The organism is Microcoleus sp. AR_TQ3_B6 (genome assembly GCF_036702785.1).
Lineage (GTDB): Bacteria > Cyanobacteriota > Cyanobacteriia > Cyanobacteriales > Microcoleaceae > Microcoleus.
The window spans coordinates 52,731-74,278 of record NZ_JAUBVJ010000017.1; the positions used below are offsets into that span (position 1 = coordinate 52,731).

The 21,548-nt window shown below is 47.0% G+C and carries 13 protein-coding genes and 2 tRNA genes; 2 read left to right on the forward strand and 13 right to left on the reverse strand.

The annotated features are described in order from the left end of the window. Positions 1-97: 97 nt before the first annotated feature. Positions 98-2,986 (reverse strand): PAS domain S-box protein, encoded by a 2,889-nt coding sequence (locus QUB56_RS11205; RefSeq protein WP_332955219.1) that lies wholly within the window; start codon positions 2,984-2,986, stop codon positions 98-100. 704 nt (positions 2,987-3,690) lie between these two features. On the opposite strand from QUB56_RS11205, the gene QUB56_RS11210 reads away from it, so the two are divergent. Beyond that, positions 3,691-4,071 (forward strand): hypothetical protein, encoded by a 381-nt coding sequence (locus tag QUB56_RS11210; protein WP_332955220.1) that lies wholly within the window; start codon positions 3,691-3,693, stop codon positions 4,069-4,071. Between the two features lie 322 nt (positions 4,072-4,393). Further along, positions 4,394-4,585, forward strand: a complete 192-nt coding sequence (locus QUB56_RS11215) for a DUF2949 domain-containing protein (RefSeq protein WP_332955221.1) — start codon at positions 4,394-4,396, stop codon at positions 4,583-4,585. Between the two features lie 1,031 nt (positions 4,586-5,616). On the opposite strand, the gene QUB56_RS11220 is transcribed toward QUB56_RS11215, so the two are convergent. From QUB56_RS11220 to QUB56_RS11275, 12 genes are all read right to left on the reverse strand, one after another. Then, positions 5,617-5,693: transfer RNA gene (locus QUB56_RS11220), tRNA-Met, on the reverse strand. 74 nt (positions 5,694-5,767) lie between these two features. Then, positions 5,768-5,844 (reverse strand) — tRNA-Met (locus QUB56_RS11225). 114 nt (positions 5,845-5,958) lie between these two features. Beyond that, on the reverse strand, positions 5,959-6,912 hold the full coding sequence (locus QUB56_RS11230; RefSeq protein ID WP_332955222.1) for an asparaginase: 954 nt from the start codon (positions 6,910-6,912) through the stop codon (positions 5,959-5,961). A gap of 183 nt (positions 6,913-7,095) precedes the next feature. Then, the gene (locus QUB56_RS11235) at positions 7,096-7,605 is read right to left on the reverse strand and encodes a CGLD27 family protein (protein ID WP_332955223.1); all 510 of its coding nucleotides are present in this window, start codon (positions 7,603-7,605) and stop codon (positions 7,096-7,098) included. A 2-nt stretch (positions 7,606-7,607) separates the two neighbouring features. Then, positions 7,608-8,027 carry a ribosome silencing factor gene (gene rsfS / locus QUB56_RS11240; RefSeq protein WP_332955224.1) on the reverse strand — a complete coding sequence of 140 codons (420 nt, stop codon included), beginning with the start codon at positions 8,025-8,027 and terminating at the stop codon, positions 7,608-7,610. 138 nt (positions 8,028-8,165) lie between these two features. Then, a complete protein-coding gene (yqeK, locus tag QUB56_RS11245) occupies positions 8,166-8,798 on the reverse strand; it encodes a bis(5'-nucleosyl)-tetraphosphatase (symmetrical) YqeK (RefSeq protein ID WP_332955225.1) in 633 nt (210 codons plus the stop codon). A 191-nt stretch (positions 8,799-8,989) separates the two neighbouring features. Beyond that, positions 8,990-11,983: a DUF499 domain-containing protein gene (locus QUB56_RS11250; protein WP_332955226.1), complete on the reverse strand. Its 2,994-nt coding sequence runs from the start codon at positions 11,981-11,983 to the stop codon at positions 8,990-8,992. Positions 11,984-11,994: 11 nt separating this feature from the next. Then, positions 11,995-12,582 (reverse strand): hypothetical protein, encoded by a 588-nt coding sequence (locus tag QUB56_RS11255; protein ID WP_332955227.1) that lies wholly within the window; start codon positions 12,580-12,582, stop codon positions 11,995-11,997. Continuing rightward, positions 12,582-15,719: a DUF1156 domain-containing protein gene (locus QUB56_RS11260; RefSeq protein WP_332955228.1), complete on the reverse strand. Its 3,138-nt coding sequence runs from the start codon at positions 15,717-15,719 to the stop codon at positions 12,582-12,584. The genes QUB56_RS11255 and QUB56_RS11260 overlap by 1 nt, the downstream gene beginning before the upstream one ends. After that, positions 15,716-19,144 carry a protein NO VEIN domain-containing protein gene (locus QUB56_RS11265; protein WP_332955229.1) on the reverse strand — a complete coding sequence of 1,143 codons (3,429 nt, stop codon included), beginning with the start codon at positions 19,142-19,144 and terminating at the stop codon, positions 15,716-15,718. The genes QUB56_RS11260 and QUB56_RS11265 overlap by 4 nt, the downstream gene beginning before the upstream one ends. 169 nt (positions 19,145-19,313) lie before the next feature. Further along, positions 19,314-20,582, reverse strand: a complete 1,269-nt coding sequence (locus tag QUB56_RS11270; RefSeq protein WP_332955230.1) for a WcaI family glycosyltransferase — start codon at positions 20,580-20,582, stop codon at positions 19,314-19,316. Positions 20,583-20,743: 161 nt separating this feature from the next. Next, positions 20,744-21,178, reverse strand: a complete 435-nt coding sequence (locus tag QUB56_RS11275) for an ATP-binding protein (protein ID WP_332955231.1) — start codon at positions 21,176-21,178, stop codon at positions 20,744-20,746. Positions 21,179-21,548: the final 370 nt, after the last annotated feature.

Here is a 21,548-nt window from a genome sequence, read left to right on the forward strand (position 1 = left end):
TCCAAGAACACCGATTTTTAATAATTGGTATAATATTGGAGGATTGGAGCAGCGACTTTTTTTAATTGGTATAACAATTGCCTCCAGGAAAGTAGGACTAACTACTTACTAATAATTCAACGTGCGCCGGCAAGTATACAGTAAAAACCGAACCGCCACCTAACTCGCTTTGAACTTGTAGATCGCCACCCATCATCACGCAAAAGTGACGGCTAATAGTCAGTCCCAAACCCGTGCCGCCGTACTTGCGCGTAGTTGAGGCGTCGCCCTGCATAAACGCTTGAAATAAATGCTGCAATTGTTCCGGGGGAATCCCAATGCCCGTATCAGCTACGCGAAAAATTATTAAGTCGGAAGGTTCTGCTATTTCTTGAGTTGTTAAGCTGTCATGTTTAACTCTTTCAATGCAGAGGGTAATAGTGCCACGTTCGGTAAATTTGGCTGCATTGCTCAGCAGGTTGAGCAATATTTGACGAGTTTTGGTAAGGTCAGCATACATCATTCCCAAGTCGCTAGCACAATAAACTTCAAACTTATTAGAATTTTTATCTACCAAGGGTTTGACAGTAGAAGCTACCTCGTCAATTAAATTAACCGGGTTGAAAGTTTCCAAATAAAGTTCCATCCGCCCTGCTTCAATCTTAGAAATATCTAGAATGTCGCTAATTAAAGAAAGCAAGTGTTTCCCAGCAGTTTGAATTTTGTGCAAGTCGGGGATAAAATCTTCGCAGCCTAAATCCTCGGCGTCTTCTTTGAGCATATCGCTGTAACCAATAATTGCGTTGAGAGGTGTTCGCAATTCGTGGCTCATATTCGCTAAAAAGGCGCTTTTGGCTTGGTTTGCAGCTTGAGCGGTTTGAGCGACTTTTTGAAATTCTTCTGCTAATTTGCGCTGGGTAATATCTTCAGCAATACCGACGATGCGGTAAATTTCCCCTGTTTTGCTGCGAACTGGAAAAGCCCGATCGCGCACCCAGCAAACTGAACCGTCCGAGCGCACTACCCGATACTCCTCATCATAATCGCCCCGCCCCTGTTTCTCCAAAGCAGCCTTGACGCGATCTAGATCCTCCGGATGAATAGCATTCCAAAAAGCTTCCGGTTCAGAGTGCAAACTCTGACAGCTCAAATGCCATATTTTCTCGCAAGCAGGACTCACATAAACTAGCTGCTTTTGATTGGGTTCTCTAATCCAAAATACCTCATGAATATTTTCTGCCAACTGGCGAAACCGCTCCTCGCTAGCCCGTAACTTCTCCACAGCACTGTGAAATTCAGTCACATCCTGAATCAGCGAAGCCACCCCCACTATCCTGCCATCAGCATCAACCAAAGTCGTATTGTACCACTCGCACAGAATAATTTTGCCGTCCTTTCTGATGTTCTTGTTAAGGCTGGTAACTCCTCCTTTCTTAGTGAGCAAAGTTATAGATAGTTGCCTGACATACTCCTTAGCATCTTCAGGGACTATTAGATCGACTCCGTGGCGTCCCATTGCTTCCAAGCGGTTGTATCCAAAAATTCTTTCCGCTGACAAATTCCATTCCGCTACTTCAAAGTTGAGATTCCATTCAATCGCTCCCAAAGGAGTTTGGTGAAGATGGAGAGCCAGTTTTTGCTGCGAGTTTTTCAGAGAAATAATTAATTTATTTTTGTCGGCGAGCGCAGATTGCACCCGATCTTCGAGAGTAGTAAACGACTCTTCCAATTGACGGGCCATCATATTAAAAGAGCGAGCCAGGACACCCACCTCATCCTCCCGATCTAGAGACGCCATCAAGCCGGGATCTGCCGCCATCCCGTCCCATTCTCCCCGCGAAAAAGCATCCGCCGCCTTGCTCAGACGCCGAATCGGTACAACAATCCACCTAGAAGTCACAACGCCAATCGCCGTTGCCAGCACCAAAGCACCCAGACACATCACCACAGTATACCGAGTGTTGGCATTAATCCTTTCCATAAAATCCGCTTCAGGAACGGTCACCACAATCAACCAGTCGAGGCCGCTGCTGTCTGAGAGCGGCGTCACCTGTAGAAATTGCCGTTGACCGTCGATCGTAAAATCTAACTGGTGAGATCTGTCAATTTTGCCCAAATCCCCGAAGCGTTCTCTCAAATAGCGGGCACTCGATCGAATCTGAACATTCTTGCTGCTGGCTGCCACAATCCGTTTCGCAACGCCGTTGCTAACAATAAATGGTGGTTCAGGAGTAGAATTTGCCACCAATTGCCCAGACCTTTCTATAATAAAAGTCTGTCCTGATTTGCCAATTTTTAGACTTTCCAAGAATTGATTTATCTTGGAAAGTCTCAAATCAGAACCCAGGATTCCAATCAGTTTCCCATCCTCGCCATAAACTGGTTGAGCCGCCGTAATTGCTAGTTTGGGAGCGTCAAAATAAGTATAAATTTTACTCCAAGTCGGTTTGCCTGCGCGCACCGGAGCTATGTACCAAGGTCGGAGGCGGGGGTCGTAGTTGAGAGTAGTTTTTAATAGCTTGGTTGGTTCCCCGAACTCGGACTGCCCGTAGCGCTGCAAGTTATAGCCAGTAGATTGATTGGAAATGTGAACTTGCAACTTGCCGTCGTCGAGGCGTTCAACTCCAATAAAGTCTTTTTGTTCGGAGGCGAATTGAATGTAGCTAATTTTATCAAAGGTTTTGATTTGTTGGCAGAAGTAGCGTTGCAAACTATCAGCATCCTGCACGTTCAAAATGCCGAGACGGATGGCTTCGATATTGAGCTGATTGATTTGGTGGGGTGTTTTGATATAAGCATAAATATGTTGCTGGATACGCGATGTGACTTCTGCCCGCAGTTGTGTAGCAACATCGTTGACGGCTATGCGCCCGTTCCGCAGCGACAACCACCCCGTCAACCCTACAGCCGCGAAAGTCTGGATGGCAAAAGGCACCACAAGGACGATGCGAATTGGCACTTTGCCCGACATTTTTAAAATCTGGTCGGTCAGATATTTGATTGGCATGGTAAAGCAGAACTATTATGACCCCACAACATTTCCGTAAAGTGCAACCTGATAAGCGCAGATTTTGAAGTTGAGATCGTTTTAGTACGCAAAGTGCTGTTAATAACTCAGAATCTGCAGCTGGCAACTGAATTTTTAACGACTTCCACCGATATTTTAGCGCGATCGTCCGCTTTGAGAGCAGCGGCGATCGAGATGAATGCAGTATCCATCCTGGACTCACTCTACACGCTCCTACTATTATAGATTTGAGATTAAACAATTAAAGAATTGGGACAGACTGATTCTGTAAGGGTTTAGAACTTGCCTAGTGTTGCATTCTTTTTTTAAACTGGTATCTGAAACCGAGTTTTTTTAGGGTTTCGGCGGGCTGCAACGACGTATTTTCGTAAAAAAAAACACACACAATGGATGCCCAGGCGGATAGCCACCTGTGCATCCAGCACGAACTATTTTTCCACTCCTGACGCGCGCTAATCAAACAAACTGAGTTTTTGGTTGACTCCTTCCTGAAATGACGTATTTTGGCGTTTCAACCCGGTTGCGGGGTCAGTTCTATTTTTCCGATAACGCTATCCAAAGTTATAAGTTTTCACAGGAACTTTAATTGGTATCTACACAAGCAGCTACTTTTGATAGATTGCAACTTAATTGCGGTTGGGTACAATAAGCATAGTAGGATGCAACTAGCGGAGGCATTGACGATGAACGCAGTTATTGCTACTCTTGGCACTGCTCTGGGACTGACTTCAATTTTTATCGGTTTCACCCCGGCGGTTCTCGCCCAACAAAGACTGCAACCAGCGCCCCAAAATTCGGAAACGACTTTATCCGGCGACTCTCTCAGAAGTGTGGAGGACAGAACATTAGACTCGGACTACCAAAACTTGATTGGTGAACGAGAAACGGCGACTAATTCTGCTAGAAGGGAAAGCAGCTTGGGCGACACATTTCGCCTCAAAATCGATGGCCCATTGGAATTTATTACTACTCCTTCGGATGCCCAGCGCCAAGGAAATCCTTTACCTCCAAAACAAACCGACAGCGGCACGGAAGCGGGAGTTCAGCTTCAGCTAGGACTGTAGCAATTTTAAATGAATTCATTTGAAGCAAGCGAGCGATCGCGGAACCTAATTTTTGAGAGTCGGAACTCTTGTGACTGCGATCGCCTTTTTTTATACGTTTTATCACAAGTTGTGTGCGTTTCCATCACACTACAGCGCCGATTATCAACAGAAAATTAGGACTAAGCTGTTCATCATTTAAATTTTCGATGCTATCTAAGCAAGTATTGGGTTTCAACCTCTGAAATACGCATTTTAAATGCACCACAGCTTATTAAACTTCTGATTAATTGCGATCGGCTACATATCTTTACAATAGCGCATAAAACTGGCGGTGAAGGTGATGGGAAAGGCTAAACTGCTCGATTATTTACGGGGGGAGTTGGCGATATCGAATTCTGCGATCGCCGTTGCTCTGCGACACAGTGAACAAGATGCCAGCCAACTGCCGATGGTTCTGTGGCAGTACGGGTTAGTTACACTCGAACAGTTAAACCTAATTTTTGATTGGTTGGATGGAAGCTCAGCCGACTGAGCAATTTAAAATTTTCACCGAGAAAAGGTCGCAAGGATGCCCAACACCTTACCAGTAGGTCTGATTGGGTTCCAATTGTGGCGAATAAATACAGCAGATTCCATGTTAATCAAGTACACCCGTCAAGCGTTCAATCGCTGTAGGGAAACGGCACTGCCGTGTCCTCTATTTTTGCTATGTACCTCACTTACCTAAAAAATGCTGTAAATTGAGCGATCGCCAATTCTCTATTAGTAGGACTAAGACCAAAAAAAAACAGTTTCTCCGAAAAATAATGGATTTCTCCCAGAGATGCTCGCCGCAGAAACCGGTTTTTTTGCCCCGCGTGCGTAAGTCCTGATTGTATTAAATAAAATTACCAAATATAAAAAATTAACTTTTATGAAAGCAGAATCATAAATATCTATTTTTTGGGCAATAGCTATTTCCTCAAATGAAACATTTGAAGCTGATAATGAGAGGGTAAACTATGAATCATATAAAAAGCTAAGCCTTATTTGTGGTGAATGTAGGGAAGCTATCTTTCTTAAAAAATGTGAAGTAAGGATCGCGAATTAAATAATTTACACTCTTGAAAGTGGGATGGGCGTCCCGCCCGTCCAGAAAAGACGGGCGGGACGCCCATCCCACAAGAACCATCAAATTGTAAGTTATTTAATTCTCATTCCTAAGTAGTCCCCACTTTTCGCATTTCAGAGATAGCGGTAAAAATGGCCACTGGAGAAAAGGGAGCGATAGCAGTAAACAAGAGACTGATTCAGCGAATAGAAAACAAAGCTTAGGAAAGTTCCAAACTAAATTTAAAGGGATTATTGAACGGGGATAATTCAATATCAACAAATTTCATACTTTCAGATTCGTAATCAAATATAGCCTTTCGAGCGTAACATGAGGTACTATCTGGCATAAGGCTGACGAGCCCACGGGCTCGCGGGCATACCTCAACCACGCGATCGAAGCGCTGTAGTAGTGGTTTCAACAAACAAAACCCCCATAACCTTTTGGATTACAGGGGCTTGTCTGATTTAAGTTGGTAGCGGGAAGTGGATTTGAACCACTGACCTTCGGGTTATGAGCCCGACGAGCTACCAGGCTGCTCTATCCCGCGTCGCTTTGTCTCTCTCTAGTGGTTTCCAAAAACAAAACCCTAAAACCTTAACGATTAGAGGGTTTGCTTGAATTTGGTGGCGGGAAGTGGATTTGAACCACTGACCTTCGGGTTATGAGCCCGACGAGCTACCAGGCTGCTCTATCCCGCGTTGCTTTGTCTCTCTAATATAAACATATCTTTCTGAAAATTGCAACCCCTAAATCCAAAAAACTTTTTAGATGATGGGAGGGGTTGCTCAAATCGACTCAGAGTGTCGTGAGCCCTAAAGCATCGAAACTTCGCCGACTACCTCCAAGCGCTTGAAGTCGCTGAGAGTCAGGTAAGTCTCCGAAAGAGTTTCGGCGATGGTCGGAGTAATCCACCCCAACTGCTTGAGCAAGTGAATCGCCACAGCAAATTGAGCGCGCTTTCCCCCATCCGTCACCTTAATTGCCAAGCCCATGCCTTCGCCAACGCGGCCAATGCACTGCACCCCTTCGGCGCCGGACTTGCTCACCAATTCCCCTTGAGTCAAGCGCATCAGTTCCGTATCAAATTTGCCCTCACCGGCAACCATCATCGGGTGGTGAGTCATAGCGCGGACAATCCGCTCCATATCCACATTGTGGCCGGAGGCTAACTGAGCGTACAAAGACGCCATTTGCCCCAACTGCAACAGATAGGTAGGAGCGCCGCAGTCGTCGCGAGCGCTGATAAACTCTTCGGCCGGCATGGCCAGCAAGTCAGCCACTTTGCCCAAAATAAGTTGCTGGACGGGATGTTTGCGGCGCAAATAAGTTTCCAGAGGCCAGTGCAGTTGCTGACAGACAGCGAGCATTCCGGCGTGTTTGCCGGAGCAGTTGTATTGCAGGGCGCTCTTTTTGCCTTCGGGAATGGGGCATTGAAGTTTAGAGGGGTCAATGTCGCAGCGCCACAGGACGTTAAATACTTGGCGCGATTGCTCGATCGTACCTTGATGGGAACTGCAAATAATCGCTAAATCTCGATCGGTCAATTCGTAGCGTTCTAAAGTGCCAGTCCCCGTCACCGCCAAAGCTTGAAAAGGCTTGAGTGAAGAACGGACAAAAGAGGCCGTTTCCGAGTTACCAGCAACGGACAGAACGCGGCCGCGGTTGTCGCAGACAGCGGCCTGGGCGCGGTGCCTCGATTCCACAATACCTTCGCGCAGCAGTGTGACTTCCAGTTCGGGAGCTTGGGTTCGTTTTCCCCTTGTCATATCAATTTTAGATTTTAGATTTTAGATTTTAGATTGAGGTCGGTGGAAGTTTTGAGTTGCGAGCTGCCTGTTACGAGTTATAAAGTTAATTTTTCTGCGATGTTTCTGACTCATGCAGGGGAGCGTGCACAGGGAGTGCCCTGCGCGGCCATCTCAAAACTCAAAACTTCCTTGCCGAACCGATTACAAACAACTCCAAGTTAGTCCCCCGGCAACCAGCAATACTGTCAAACCATAAAATGTCTGCCGCAGACGCCTGAGAATTGGTTCTAGTTGGTAGTTAACAATCAACTGGTCTTGAAGCAAAACTTCGGGAGTTTTAGGCCAAGATTGACAATCGTACCAGCCAGACTCTTCGTAGACGACCGTGGGATTTGAAAGGCGCGATCGCACGTAGAACCAACCCAAGTAGAGTCGCAGCAAAGCTAATCCTAGAATAAAACCGGCACCGGCGGCACTGCTGAGGACAAACTGAGCTGGATACTTGACAGGAGCAAAGCTAGAAGCAGCTATCGGCCCAGATACCAAGCAACTCCAAGCCCACACCCAAGCTAGTTTTGCCAGATATTGGGGCCAATTGAGTGTCACCCAGCTAAAAAACCAGGATTCTTTAAGTTCTTGGTATTCATTGATCGGTCGCTGTTCTTGCGGAACCGGACAAATAGAAACAGAAGCGTCTTTCACATTAGCCATCCTCAGGGCGCGGGGGAAAACTCAATGCGTTCGGCGTGTCCCCAGAACGCTTCTAAATTGTAGAATTCGCGCTCTTGAGGCTTCAAAATGTGAACGATCGCGTCGCCGTAGTCCATGACGACCCAACTAGCGTCTGATAGCCCTTGTGTACGTAGCGGCAAGCGTTGCCACTCTTCTTCAACTTTGTCTGCTATCGCTTGGGAGATGGCTCGTACCTGCACGTTGGAAAATCCGGTGATGATGGCAAAGTAGTCTGCCAAGTAGCATACTTCGGCCACCCGGAGCAATACAATATCTACTGCTTTGCGGTCTTCCGCTGCTTGGGCAACGGTCACGATCAGGCCGCGAGCTTCGTCTGGGGAGGTGCCGTCTGTTGCTGTAGACTGAGCCCTGGAGTATTCGAGTTGGGTTAGATCTGACATTAAGTGTTTAAGTTCCTAATTGATACGGTAAGGAAGAATGGGTGCGCTATTGGCTTGCGGTTGTTGGCAGTTTGAGACGGGAAATAGGAGTGAGGTTGAAGCCAAAAGTAAGGACAGGATTGCTGATAAATTTTACTTTTAACTTGTGATTTGTTCGATCGACTTTTCTGTCGAATTTCCTGTTTCCGGCGAGCGAGCCATAAGCAGCGCCCAATTGCGGGTAAGTACGGTGCGGGGGTGGATGTAGCAGCGAGTTTCTAGCAAATATTTAAGAGAATAATCGCTAGTTTGCCACACGGCTGCATAAAGATTTTGCAAGCTTGCCTCGCGCAGTGCTTCTAGTTGGGCTGTATTGCCGCGGCTCGGCTCTATGGTATCTGCTATGAATACGGTACAACTGAGCTGGCTCATGTTTGGTCTGCCGAGGGTGTGATTGGCTATGGCGTCCAAAATTTCTCGATCGACCACCCCGAATTCGTCTCTGGCGACGATCGCGCTCGCGTCTGCGTGCAGCAAATGCGGGTGTGCTTCCAACACTGAGTCTAACTCTAAACCTTCCTTCTGAGCCATTTCCAGCAGGAGTTGAGGTTTGAAGTATTTTGCCAAATCGTGCAACAAACCGGCCGATCGGGCTTTTGCTTCGTCGAGCCCGTAATGGCGAGCCAAGTCACCTGCTACTTGTTCGACTCCGAGGATGTGTTTGATTCGGGCAGCAGGAACGCGCTCAGAGAGCCAAGCTAGGACGTTTTCGCGCGCGGGTGCAAGTGTCAACTATTAACTCCGAAATTGTGTGATCTACTATTTTTATTTTAGCGTTTTGTTTCGAGCGGCTACTGCGTCGTCTGACAGGGGTGCGGTGACATCTGGGATGGGGAGGGGCGAAGGGGGCGATCGCATCAACACACCTCTCTCTGCTAGCTAGTTTCACACTTCACCCTTAAAAGCTCAGTCAATAATTTACTTCATTCTCGAACATCCACCTCATCATTCAATCCGAGTTCTTGCAGTGCAACTTTAGTCTCATCCCGCCTTTGCTGAGATACCTCGCCTTCGATAGAAACTTCTATTTTCACTGTGAGCTTAACATTTTTGTCACTGGCAAATTTACTCAGAACTTTAGTATAAAAATTCATCCACTTCTGAGGACTAATTTCACTAATCCATTTCAATCCTTTAGGTGGAAGTGGGATGGTTTGGTGGTCGGCTAATTGATAATTATTAGCATTTTCCTTGGCTCGAACCGCGGGAGATTTTACGGTAAATTCGGCAATAGCACTGATTGTTTCTACTGTTGCTGTCACAGTGAAATTTCCCTCATTTTCTCCACCCGTGAGTATGCCATTGGGTTCAATATTACCGCCTGTAGTAGTCCACTGTATTTCACCAATAGCAATTTCTTTATCATATTGATCGCGTCCCCGTGCGATAAAAGTTTGCTTTTTACCCGGTTCGAGTTGCACTTTGGTGGGGGAAATTATCAACGCGCTCAACTTTGGCGGATCTGTGATACGTTGCAGGTAAGCGGCGGCTACCTCTGATTTAATGATAAACAAATCGTCTGAAATTTCGATTTGGCTGGCTGTTAAATCTGTTTTGAACTCGAACGGTTCGTATCGATCGCCTGATGCTTTGCCAACTAATGCTAAAGTACCATCTTTGACACCGCGAGCGATCGCCTCTTTCACGGCATCCCCTTTCAAAAGTCGCGGAAACGAAGGTGAAGCAAAGAAGGCATCCCGCACCAACTTGGTACTCCACTCCTGGAAAGCACCAGACCAATTGCGAACTAAAAACCTAGGACTCACCGCATTTTCCACATCCCCATCCATACGCAACCGATTGATAATTAAGTCTACAATTGATTTAGCAGAACTCGACGTAACCAAACCCAAATCCACCACCCGTAACTTATTATCTTTCCCTAACAAGGCGACGTATTTATAAGCGCGCCACACAGTTTCAATCAAATCGCGCTGAGCCTTTTTCAGGTTTTCAGATAATTGCTTTTTCTGCACCTCATCTAAATTGGTTTCCTCATCCCGAATGTCTTCCCAGGATAGCATCTTGCGGGCTTCTTCGCGCAATTGAACATCTGAATCGGCGATCGCAAAAATTAGCGCACTCTTAAACGTTCTCGCTGACGCACCAGACTCGCGAATCATTGACTCCACCAACTTTAGGGTACTCTCATCATGTTTGGAATGGGTGGGAGACATCACTGCTAAAGTCAGCACAGCTTGATTGGGAAGATTGTTAGGTTGTTCGGGAAAACAGATAACCTGAATTCCCTGATTAAGAGCAAATAGCTTCTGAATCTCATGGAGAATTCGCTCATCAATGCGATGCCTTTGCACGTTAGCACGGCGATCGGCTAGAATTTTGTTGAGGTTTGGATAGAGACTGAATCGATACTTAGTTTGCCCGACAGTTAAGTAATAGCAATCGCTAGTTAGAGATTCCAAAACCGTTTCTACATTGCCAATATCTACATTTGGCTCACCTACAGCCAGTCGAATTTCTGGGACAGTTGCTTCTGTGCGAGTGCAACCACCATTAGACTCAAAAAAGATAGTCGTATTAACTTTGCGGTGCAGCCGTGATTTCTTAATATCTTCCGTAGCTTCTGCATCGAGGCGAATGGCGTGAGAGTCTTTTTTGCCGCAAATATCAGTTGTCACCGGCCCTTCTAGGCGATCGTTTCCCAGTTGATCGAATACTGCCGCTCGAAATGATAGGTCATCTAGGGGTGCAGTTCCTAATCCAATTAAGGCATCGCGGTGGTTGCCTTTATAACCCTCCTGATAGGCAATAGACACCCACAAAGCTAAGAGTCGCAGGACACCTCTGGTGCGTTGAAATCGAGGTAAAGCCTGCCATTTACGCTCGAATACCGATAGCACTGTGGGATGAAAAGGGTAAGTCGCGAGAAAGGCTTCCCGCGCACTTTCAATCTGGAAACTGGGCAACTGTTGCTTGTGTTCAATTACCCAATCTGCATACTCGTTACAGGTAGTAACAGCATCCTTGGGAAGCATGATTTTACCTTCAGGGGTGACAGCATTGGCTGTCCATTCAAATAAGCGACGGCGGATAATTTCTGATGTCTCAGATTCGGCAGACATCATAATTGCCTTACCCAATCTGTCGAGCACTTTCTTGAAGCGCTGTTCGTCGGCTTCGTCAGCCGCAGTATATTCCATCTCTGAAGCGGGAATAGATACTACTAAAACGACATTTTTTTCACCTCGGGCCGTTTCTGAGAGGGCTTGAATGAAATTATAAAGCCGATCGCCATAACCTTTGTTGCGATAGGTGCTGGCGTAGTTGATAATCTCATCCAACAAAATCAAACAGGGCTTATCTTTGGGGAGAAATTTGCGGATGACATCGCCCTTGGGTTCGATAAATTGATTTTCGTGTTCGGCGACAATATTAAAAGCCGCTTCCCCTCCTAATTGATAGGCAATTTCACCCCAAGGTGTTTTGCGTAGAGGAGTGCCATCATCGCCACCGCGCCCGGCGATCGAGTCAAATTCAGTGCCGACAAATACGGCTACAGCCGCTTCGGGGATAGCGGAAATGGCTGCTTGCTTTAAGATTTTATCGACTCCCGTCCATTTGTTAGCAGCAGCGCCGTGTTTTGCTAAGTGATAGAGTAGAGTTAATGCGTGAGTTTTGCCACCGCCAAATTGGGTAGAAAGATTAAATATAGCTGAGGTTTCTGTGGTTTCACCGGAGAGTCGCCGGACTACTTGAGCGGCGAGGTATGTTAAATATTTGGTAAGATAAGTGCGATCGAAAAAGCGATCTGGTTCTTGATAATCTGCGGGCGCTCGTTTGTCTCGCACTTGGTCGAGATGTACCGCAAATTCGGAAGCATCTAAAGGTTTGCCTTCGCGCAAATCTTCGCGGGGGATAAGTCCTTCAATTTTATACCAAGGTTTGATCGTTGCCATTGCTTATTATCCTAAGAGATTATCGTAAATTTTCCGGCATTTATTTCCAACTCCCACCATTTAAAAAAGCCGTAGGGAAAGGTAGCAGAATCGTCTCGGCTACCTACGACTACAAGGGTTTCACCTCCGAGTTTCCTCCTGTCGGCTAGACTCATGGCTTGCAGCACTTCATCACGCAGGAACGCCATCACAGAAGCGCGTTCCTCTGCACTGCGGCGGTAGCAAAATACTATTCGTAAATCTGCACGCACGCATAGCACTTTCCATAGTGAATAGGCACTGCGGTTAATATCGCTACTGTTCTCTAATTCCATCACGGCGATAGGGAACCGCCAGCGAGTATTACCAGGAGCAAAGGACATTACATCTAAGGCTAGGTATTCACTGGTTGAAACAGGAAACAAGCCTAGTGAATTTCCTCTAGCGGAAGACTGCCAACCCATTGCTGTAGAAGTGGCGACAACGGTAGTGGTTAAAGCTGTTGTCCATTTAGTAAGTTGTCCATTTAAGGCAGCTTGTTTTAAAGGGTCAGCATTTTCAGGTTGTTGCAGGGTTTGCCAGAATTTAGTTTGCCACTGGTAGGCGATATTTTGCATCATTAGAACCCCAACCCTTTTTTGCGAGCTAAAACTCCATCCACCCAGCGCTTTTCATCGGTGCCCGCGGGATACAAGGCCGAGAGGGACTGGGCTAATGTCCAGAAGCGCTTGTCACTTCCCACGCCGTCATCGACTAAGAAGCGTTTGAGGGCTTCGCTGCCTCCAGCGGCAAATAAAATCATGGTTTGGTGGATGCGATCGAGTACAGTTTTACCTTGATTCTCAATATTGGTATCGCCCCATTCTTCTGACACTTCATCGGCTGTGCTCTCTGAAGTATCAAAGAGACTCAATTGCTTGTGCTGTTTTTTCGGGCGCTTGACTGGGGCTTGGCTCGCGTCTTTGCCCAACAAATATTGCGCTCGCTCCGAGACGGGCAGCAGTCGGGCTTTATCGCCCTTGACTTGTACTAAACTGGTGAGGTTTTCCAAGTTAGCACCGAGTCCCTGAGCAATCTTGCGGGCGGCATCATATTCGAGGCTAAAACCTGTAATTTTTGCTTTTTTGCCACTGCTTTCGTCATCATCATCGCTAACATCTTCTTCCTCTTGTGGAACAGGCATCTTGCCTGTTTTTCCATCACCTTGTGGAACAGGCATCTTGCCTGTTTCTCCATCACCTGATGAAAGTGTCCACAACCACATGGCAGTTAATCGAGCATCTTCTTCAAAGCTGGAAGTGTCTGCATCTTTGAAGATGGTGCTGAGTGCTTCTTTGGAAATCGCAGCCCAGACATATTCGAGATATTCGCGCAGGGTGACAATTTCGCCGCTTGCTTTTTCGACGCTGGAATAGCGAGAGAAAATTTCGAGGGCGGGGCCTAAACAAGCAAAGATGGCATCGGCACCGACTACGCCTTGATCCGTGAGGCGCGGCATCCATTCTTTGATCCGTTGCGGTAGTTCTTGCAATACATCGCGCCAATCGCCAATTTCTTCGTGTAATGTGCCATCGGGGTTTTCTCTGGGGCGGCAAACAAGGTGAACTGATGAGGCAAGGGCGGCTGAATTTTGTGCGCGAAGTCTCGTTCCCCATTCCGTATCAATTGCCCATGATCCTGTAAAAATCCAACCTGCATCGATCATTGCTTGCAGTTGGGCTTCCCATCCTGCTGTGGATTTGTGGGCAAAAACAATTAAACCGATGCCATTTGGAGCAACAACTCGCCTCCCTTCTGCCATTGCTTTTTCCATTGTGCGCTCGAAGAAGGCTTTATCTTTTCCTTTTACTTCATCAACGATGCACTCTTCATCTTTAGGTGTAAGTTCATTAAAAAAACTTGCAGCAATATTGGGCGGTAAAGTTCTTTTTAACCAGACATAGAAGAAGTCGGATAAGTCAGCGTAGGGTACAGCATCGTAGTAGGGAGGATCAGTACAGAGAACTTGGGCAGCATCATCTGGTAGATAATAAAGATTGGTAGCTGAAGTTTGTTCCGTTGCTCCACTATTATAGAAGTTATTTACATCTCTCTCAAATACTTCAAGAAAGTTTTTTAACGTAACTTTGTAATCACCTGCTGCATCGGATATAGGAGATGTCTCTGCAAAATCCCAAGCCATTGGGATAGCTTGTCTCGTAAATAGATGTCCTATACGATCCATTGTTATTTGCCAAGTACAAAGTGAATTTACGACATCAGCTATTTTACTGGCAGCAATTGCCAAACAAGTTTGAACTGCATTTATTAACTCTCGATCATTTTCTAATTTATTGATTTCTCGATCGCCAAACTTTTTAACCAGTCTGGTTAGTGTCACTAATGCCAGCAATTGGCGTGGTGAGAACAAATCAGCAAAATTATCCATACCATAATTACGCTGTGAGAATGCTCTGCCCGCACCACTACCGCCCCCCATTGGAGTTGGTTCATTTGGAATTAGGTCTAAATTTGTAAATTCTTTCAGCGCTACAACTGCTTTTTCAGTCGCTTCTAAATCCTGTAAAGTAGGCAAACTATAAAATCTGCCCTGTGTACTCGGCTTGGTCAACACTACACAAAAAAGCCTTGCATCATTTGCCCCGCCCTTACGCTCTTTTAACTGCCTTCTTGTCGATGCTACAGGGGTTGTATATCCCGTCACAGGACAAGTAGCCGAACCCCTAGCCACCGTTCCCTTCTCAACTTCCTTCTCACTCTTGGGCTCAAAAATCTCCAACAAAGGACGGCGCACCTTGCGCGTTACCCCATTGGCATAAGTCACTTCTATCGTCTCAGTTTGCACAATAGCCGAAGCATCCCGTACCCAGCGCAAAGCCCTATATCTCCCAGCTTTCTTTGCCAACCAGAGACTACGCATTAACGGCACTTCCACAGGAATCCCCGTCCCATCATCAGGAGCCTCAGAAATAATTGTCCTAGCCCAAAGATAAGCAATCGGCGTACTTCCATCAGCGTCTTTCGGATAAAATTCAGCTAATTCTTTCTCTGCTTCTTCCTTAACCCACTGTCCCCACTTCCGCACCTCATCCGCTAACTTTTGCCCATATTTAGGAATATATTCCAACACCACTTTATTCAACAAAACCGCCACCGGATTCAAGTCAGAAGCAAAAGCATCCGCCCCCACCCGCAGCGCTTCCAAAGGAATCGAACCACCCCCAGCAAAGGGGTCAATAACTAGGGGACGAGTTCCCGGAACTCCGCCTAAAGCTTCATGAGCTGCTTGAGTTAAAGCGCGACTGGTTTCTAAATAGTCTGGCTGTGTGGAATTATCCCAATTAGCAAAATCCGCAATAAAATCCAATAACCGATAGCGGAGCATATTTAAATGCTGGGGATTATTAGGATATAACTGATTTTTTGGCTGAGCTAAAACCTTCCACTTACTCCAACTTTCTGTAGAACAATGATTAGCTAAATCCTTATCCGTCGCCACTTTCTTAGCAAAATCATTAATAATGCTGGCTGCTTTATCCCGAAATTCTTGAGGGCAGAGTTCATCAACTGGATCGATCCACAAGGAAGCACAAATCACCGCTCGACACGCGGCCAAAGGTCGCCTCGCCCACCAAATATGCAGGGTGGAAATATGCCCGTGACGGATAGATTTTTCCCGTCTGGCGTGGGCGGAAATCCGCTTGATGGGGAGGTCAACTTCGATGAGGCGTTTGGGATAATTAGTTTTGTTACTCACTTGCTGGACTCCAAAATTTTCTCTGCATCAACATGATAATGTTCAATCTTCACCAGCGCTTCCCATCCCAACTGCACGGGGTCTTGTATTGGACGCACTTCTGGAGTAGAAGCGCAGTTAAAGACTACATACAGCCAGTAGTCTTTTTTTAAGCGTTCTGCTGTCTTGTATTCGTTGGTGGTGAGGGCTACTTCACCCACCCGCGATCGCCCTTTAACCTCAATAAACCTCACCGCGATCGCCGTGTTTGGATCTTCTGGATGAGGTTTGCGGGAGATTAAATCAAAGCCGCGATTCTCCTTTTCTACACTCACCACCAGCCAGCCCCTCGCATTTTCATAGGCAATAACTGCCTCGACTGCAATTCGCTCAATTTCGCGATCGCTAACCATAGCAGCCATTTCAGGGGATGTGCGTTCTGGATGGGGAAGTACCCAAGCCCGTCCGTGATGTTGAATATCGGCGATCGTGCAACTGCGCTCTTTTTCCAGTTCCTCCTGTCGCGTTTCCAATCGCCCGTTTAACTCAAACAATCGGTCTTCCATTTGTTTGATGCGGCCGTCTAGTCCAGATTCCTTGGCACCAGATTCTTGTCGCGAAATTAACTCAGCAAACTGACACTGCACCTTATCAATAATAGCAAAAAAACTAATTTCCATGTGCTCGCCAATAATCTTAACTTCCTGCTCTCGTTGAGTCCTGATTTCTGTCAAAAAACGATTCAATTCTTGTTCGATCAACGCTTGTTCTGTTTGGTCGCGACTGGGTAAATCTGCATCGTTTGGCAAACCATCAACCAAATTGGTACTATCAGTTACTGGCACCAAATCTAAAAATAAAGTCGGCTGTCGCACGGTCATCGTCCCGTCGATTTCCGTCTGCACCACATAGACACGTTCGTGCAGCTTGTTACCGCGTCCATCGGCGATCGCAGCCGAAAACACATCCAATCTCGCAGGTCGATCGCGATGCAAATCGAAAAATAGTGCCCCGTGGCGCAAATCATCCTGTACCCGCCCTAGCACATCTTCCCGCACGCACTCAAACAGCGGATGTCCGGGCGTCACCCATTCCAGAGTTGGGTCATCTGTCAACTTATGTTTATCAAACGTAATCTTTTTGTATTCATGGCCCAATTTGCCAAAGCGAGTTTCCAAACGTTCCCCGAGAGACCACAGAGTACGGGGTACTCGCCCAATGCGGTACACCTTCTGATGCTGGCGCGTTTCCTTGGGGTGAATCCCCGAAATCGGGGCCGCTTGCACAAAAAAGTCATCAATCACTTCTGGCACTAAACGTCGCTCTTTTGCTTCTGCTGATTTACCAATAATCGCACTTAAGTTCAGTTCCCGCTTGGCTAATCCTTCTAAAGCGGAATTGGTGAGGCGGCGGAATCGATCGGTGTCCACTTGCTCGACAATGCGGTTCTTAATCACATCTTCCGTCAAGTTGTGAGCGTACATCTCCCGAATCATCCGTTCTAGCTGATTGGCCGGAAAAATATCGCCCAAAACATTAAACACTTTGCCAGTGCGTTCTGGATCGATGTCAATCTCGATCGCCCGGATGCGCTCAAACAACTTCCACAACACCCGTCCTTCGCGGGTATTCGTCGAAACAAAGTTAAAAATCAGACAATCCTTATCCTGACCGTAACGGTGGATGCGACCCATCCGCTGTTCCAAGCGCACCGGATTCCAGGGAATATCATAATTAATCAGAAACCAGCAGAATTGCAAGTTAATACCTTCCCCCGCCGCTTCCGTCGCCACCAATACCTGACAATCTTCCCGAAACTCGCGTTCAGAATAAATCCGCGTATTGGGCGTATCCCTGTCTCCAATTTTCATCCCCCCGTGAATCTGAGTCACCGATAGTCCCCACTCCCGCAGCTTACCCACCAAATAATCCAAGGTGTCTTTGTGCTCGGTGAAAAGCAGCAGTTTCATCAGCGGGTCTTGGAATATGCCTTTCTGGGTAATAGCTTCTTTCAGCTTCACCAGTTTCGATTCAACTTCTCGTTTTTCCAACGTCCGCGCTTGGTCGATCAGTTTGTTCAACTGATAGATTTCTTGTTGCAGCGCTACGGGGTCAATGGAAGCGACGACTCCTTCCAAATCTCCCAGAATTTTTTCCTGTTCTGCTTCAGTCAGTTCCTCAAAATCCTCTGGAACTTTCTTAGCAATCTGTTCGGCCCGATAAGCCTCTGGGTCTTCCAATATCCGCTGGCGTTTATCGCGCATTCGTTCTAAACTTCGCCGCACTGCGTAGACGCTAGACGCGAAACGACGCTGCAACATCGCCATCGTAAAACCCAATGCCCGACCGCGGGCGGAATCATCTGCCGATGCTTTGATTGACTGGTCTTCTACATATTTAGTCAAGTCGTCGTAGAAATCCAATTCTTCGTCATCAATTTGAAAGTCGATGGTTTCAACTTTGCGATTAGTAAATAGTTTTTTGGCTTGACCTGTCTCTGTATCGGGAAAAGTAACGAGAGCTTCTTTGGTGCGCCGCAGATAAAACGGAGCATTGTTCCGACGCATTGCCTCTTCTAGGCTAGTAACATCGCCATACACATCGCGGTCTAAAAGTTCTAGGAATAAACAAAAGTTTTTGGGGTCGCCTTTATGAGGAGTCGCGGTCATTAATAAGTAGTGGTCGGTGAGTTTGGAGAGTTCTTCACCTAGTTTGTAAGCCAAGGTTTTATCATCGGAACTATAGGCGCTCATCTTGTGGGCTTCATCCACAATGATTAAGTCCCAATGACTCCGCAGGAGACTATTTTTGGCATCTTCAATGCGGGAAACCCAGGATATTGAGGTGATGACTTGTTTCTTTTCTTTCCAAGGGTTAGAGCCGTAATTTGCCCGCAGGACATCGCCCCGAATCACCTCAAAATCTTCGCGGAATTTGTCTTTGAGTTCCCGCTGCCATTGAAATGTGAGGTTGGCGGGGGTGACAATTAAGGTACGTCTGACTAAGCCCCGGACTTTGAGTTCTTTGAGTAGCAGTCCGGCCATGATGGTTTTACCAGCACCGGGGTCATCGGCTAGCAGGAAGCGGATGCGGGGTTGTTTGAGAAAGTATTCGTAGACGGCTTCTAGTTGGTGGGGCAAGGGGTCTACATGGGCGATCGCCAGGGCAAAATAGGGGTCATACTCGTAGGCTAAACCCAAGCGCAGGGCTTCCACGCCGAGGCGAAAATGCAGGGCGTTGCCGTCAAATGGTTCTTGTTCTGGGGTAGCTTCTAGTTGAGCCAAATGTTCTTTGGACAGAATTGACTCGTAGACTTGATTGGTATTGATTCCTTTGCCGATGAGTTTAATGGCATCTCCCATCGGCACTGCCACAATTACTTTTACAGGTTCTGGGAAGAGGGAGCCTCGCAGAATTACATTAGACTTCATTTGCTCTACTTGCATCAGCTTTCCATTCCCAAAACAGGATTTTATTTAATAGGGTCTAGCTGCTATTTTTACTTTTATAGGTATAAATTAATATGACTTTAAGTTGCTGTTTTGCACCCATCTTACTAATTTTATCTTGTCAACTGGATCGATTTCATTTACCGGAGCGATCGCCCAAATGCGATCATTTCGGCAAAGGCTCCAATATTTTCTCACCATGACTCGCTGCCACCGCCGCAAATAAAGCTTCATAATGATTCAAAGCTTCCTCAAATCCGTAATTCTCCACAGCATAATTTCTGCCTTGCTCGCCCAACGCATCCACCTTAGCAGGGTGCAAGTACAAATCCTCAACAGCATCCGCCAAAGCCTGCGAATCTTCCGGCGCTACCACCACCCCGCCACCGCTTTGCTGCACAGCTTTCTGGGCCGTACCAGTTTCTGGAACCGAAGCCAAAATTGCCCTACCGCTGGCGAGAATTACTTGAATTTTTGAAGGCATATTGAAGTTAGTAACCCGGCGCTTTTGTACGACTAAACTAACGTCAGCAGCAGCCAACAATTCGGGGAATTTTTCTCGCGGTTCAAATGGTAGCAGCATTACATTATCAGCTTTGTAAGTTTCGCAATCTTGTTGCAAGCGCGCCAGTGCTGTTGGTTCCCCCACAATTACAAAAGCGATTTCGGGTATGTGTTTCAAACGAGCCGCTGCTTGGACAACTGTTTGCAAGCCTTGAGTGAGGGCAATATTGCCAGCATAGAGAACGACAAATTTGCCATTGAGTTTGTGAGTTTCTCGAAATGAGTTATTTTCCTTGGGTAAGGGGCGAATGAAATTAACATCAACCCAATTGGGAACGCAAACTATTTTTTCCGGGGGTACTCCCTGAGAGTGCAATTTTTTGACAAAACCGCTGTCGATGACGCTGACTTGGCTGGCTGTGCTGTAGGCAAATTTTTCTAAGGCGTCAGCAATCCGAATTAACAGTCCGTTTTTTTTGATCAAGCCGACGCGCACGGCTGCTTCTGAGACGATATCCTGAACGTTGAGGACGATCGGGCAAGCGCGAATCCAGGCGTAAAAGGCGACTGGGACGCAAATCGGTAAAGGGGGCATTGTCGAGAAAATCACGTCGGGACGCCAGCCTCTGAAGGCTTGGACGGCGCTAGAGGCAACAAAACTGCCGTCTAGCAAAAGTCGGTCTAGCAGGGTGGGGTGGGGACCGTTGACGCGCAGATAGCTGCGCTGAATTGTCACACCCTTGTGTTCTTCGGTGAGGTAAAATTTGCCCTCATATTGCGGATAAATCCGGCGCTGGGGATAGTTGGGCATTCCTGTCACTACTCGCACTTGGTGGCCGCGCTTGACTAGGCCTTGGGCTAGTTCTGTCATTAGGGGGGCAATGCCGATCGGCTCTGGATAGTAGTTATAGGAATAAATTAGAATACGCATAATATTTATCAAGCAAATTGTCCTGCAGCGGCCTGCGTAGAGCCTGCACCCCTGGAATTGCAGAGGATGTGGTTGGGTTCCCGGTAGCACAACAGGGGGCGACCTTGGGACCTTCCACTCCTTGCGAAAGAAGCCGCCCTGACCGGGCGGGTATCGTGCCCTCAGGTAATGTTTTTGCGCATTACCAGGCAGTTGCGGAGATCGTCGGTACGGATATACCGAAGGTCGTCTGTGAGCTTGTACATGAACAACAGTCCCCTTCCTCCTTCACTCTCCGGATTGTGCTGCTGTTGCACGATCGAGTGCAGCTTTGCTTCTAAATTGAAGGGTTGACCCCTGTCCCAAATCCTAATTTCTAAGTAATCGGCAAACACTTTTACCTCAAGGTCTATCGGCGTCGCGCGGGGCAAGTTCTCGTGAGCGTGGCCCACAGCGTTTATAAAGCCTTCGGTGATTATCAGCTTGCACTGCCACCGGAAATCCGCTGGTATCATGGGCAAAACGATATTCTCCAACCATTCCAAAACGGATGTTAAAGCGTTCTGGTGTGTTTCAACCTGAAGGTGCCACTCGGCCTTTGGTTGCTTGTCTTTCATCTTTCTTCTCCCTGGTAGGCCCCCACCAGCGCTGTACTCAGCCCCGGAGGGAGAGAAAAAGGAGGGCAAGGTCTTGGCAACATATTAGTTAAGTCAAGCTTGAGTTGAAGAAGCCCATTTTGCCTCAAGGTGAGCATTCCTTTCGCACCATTTACTCGCACAGCAAATGAGAGACTTCCGAGACTCTAACCCGTCTCGGTAGGGCGTTTAATTGACACTCTCCGACCTCAAGGAACGGAGATTTTTAATAAATTACCAAAAGGTAATTCAAAAAGGCGGTGTCAAGACGCCTCCTTACGTTCAAAACAACTACCTTTCGGTGCTGTAATTACGCTTACTTTTGGTTTATGCTTTCGTTGGCAATGCGTCA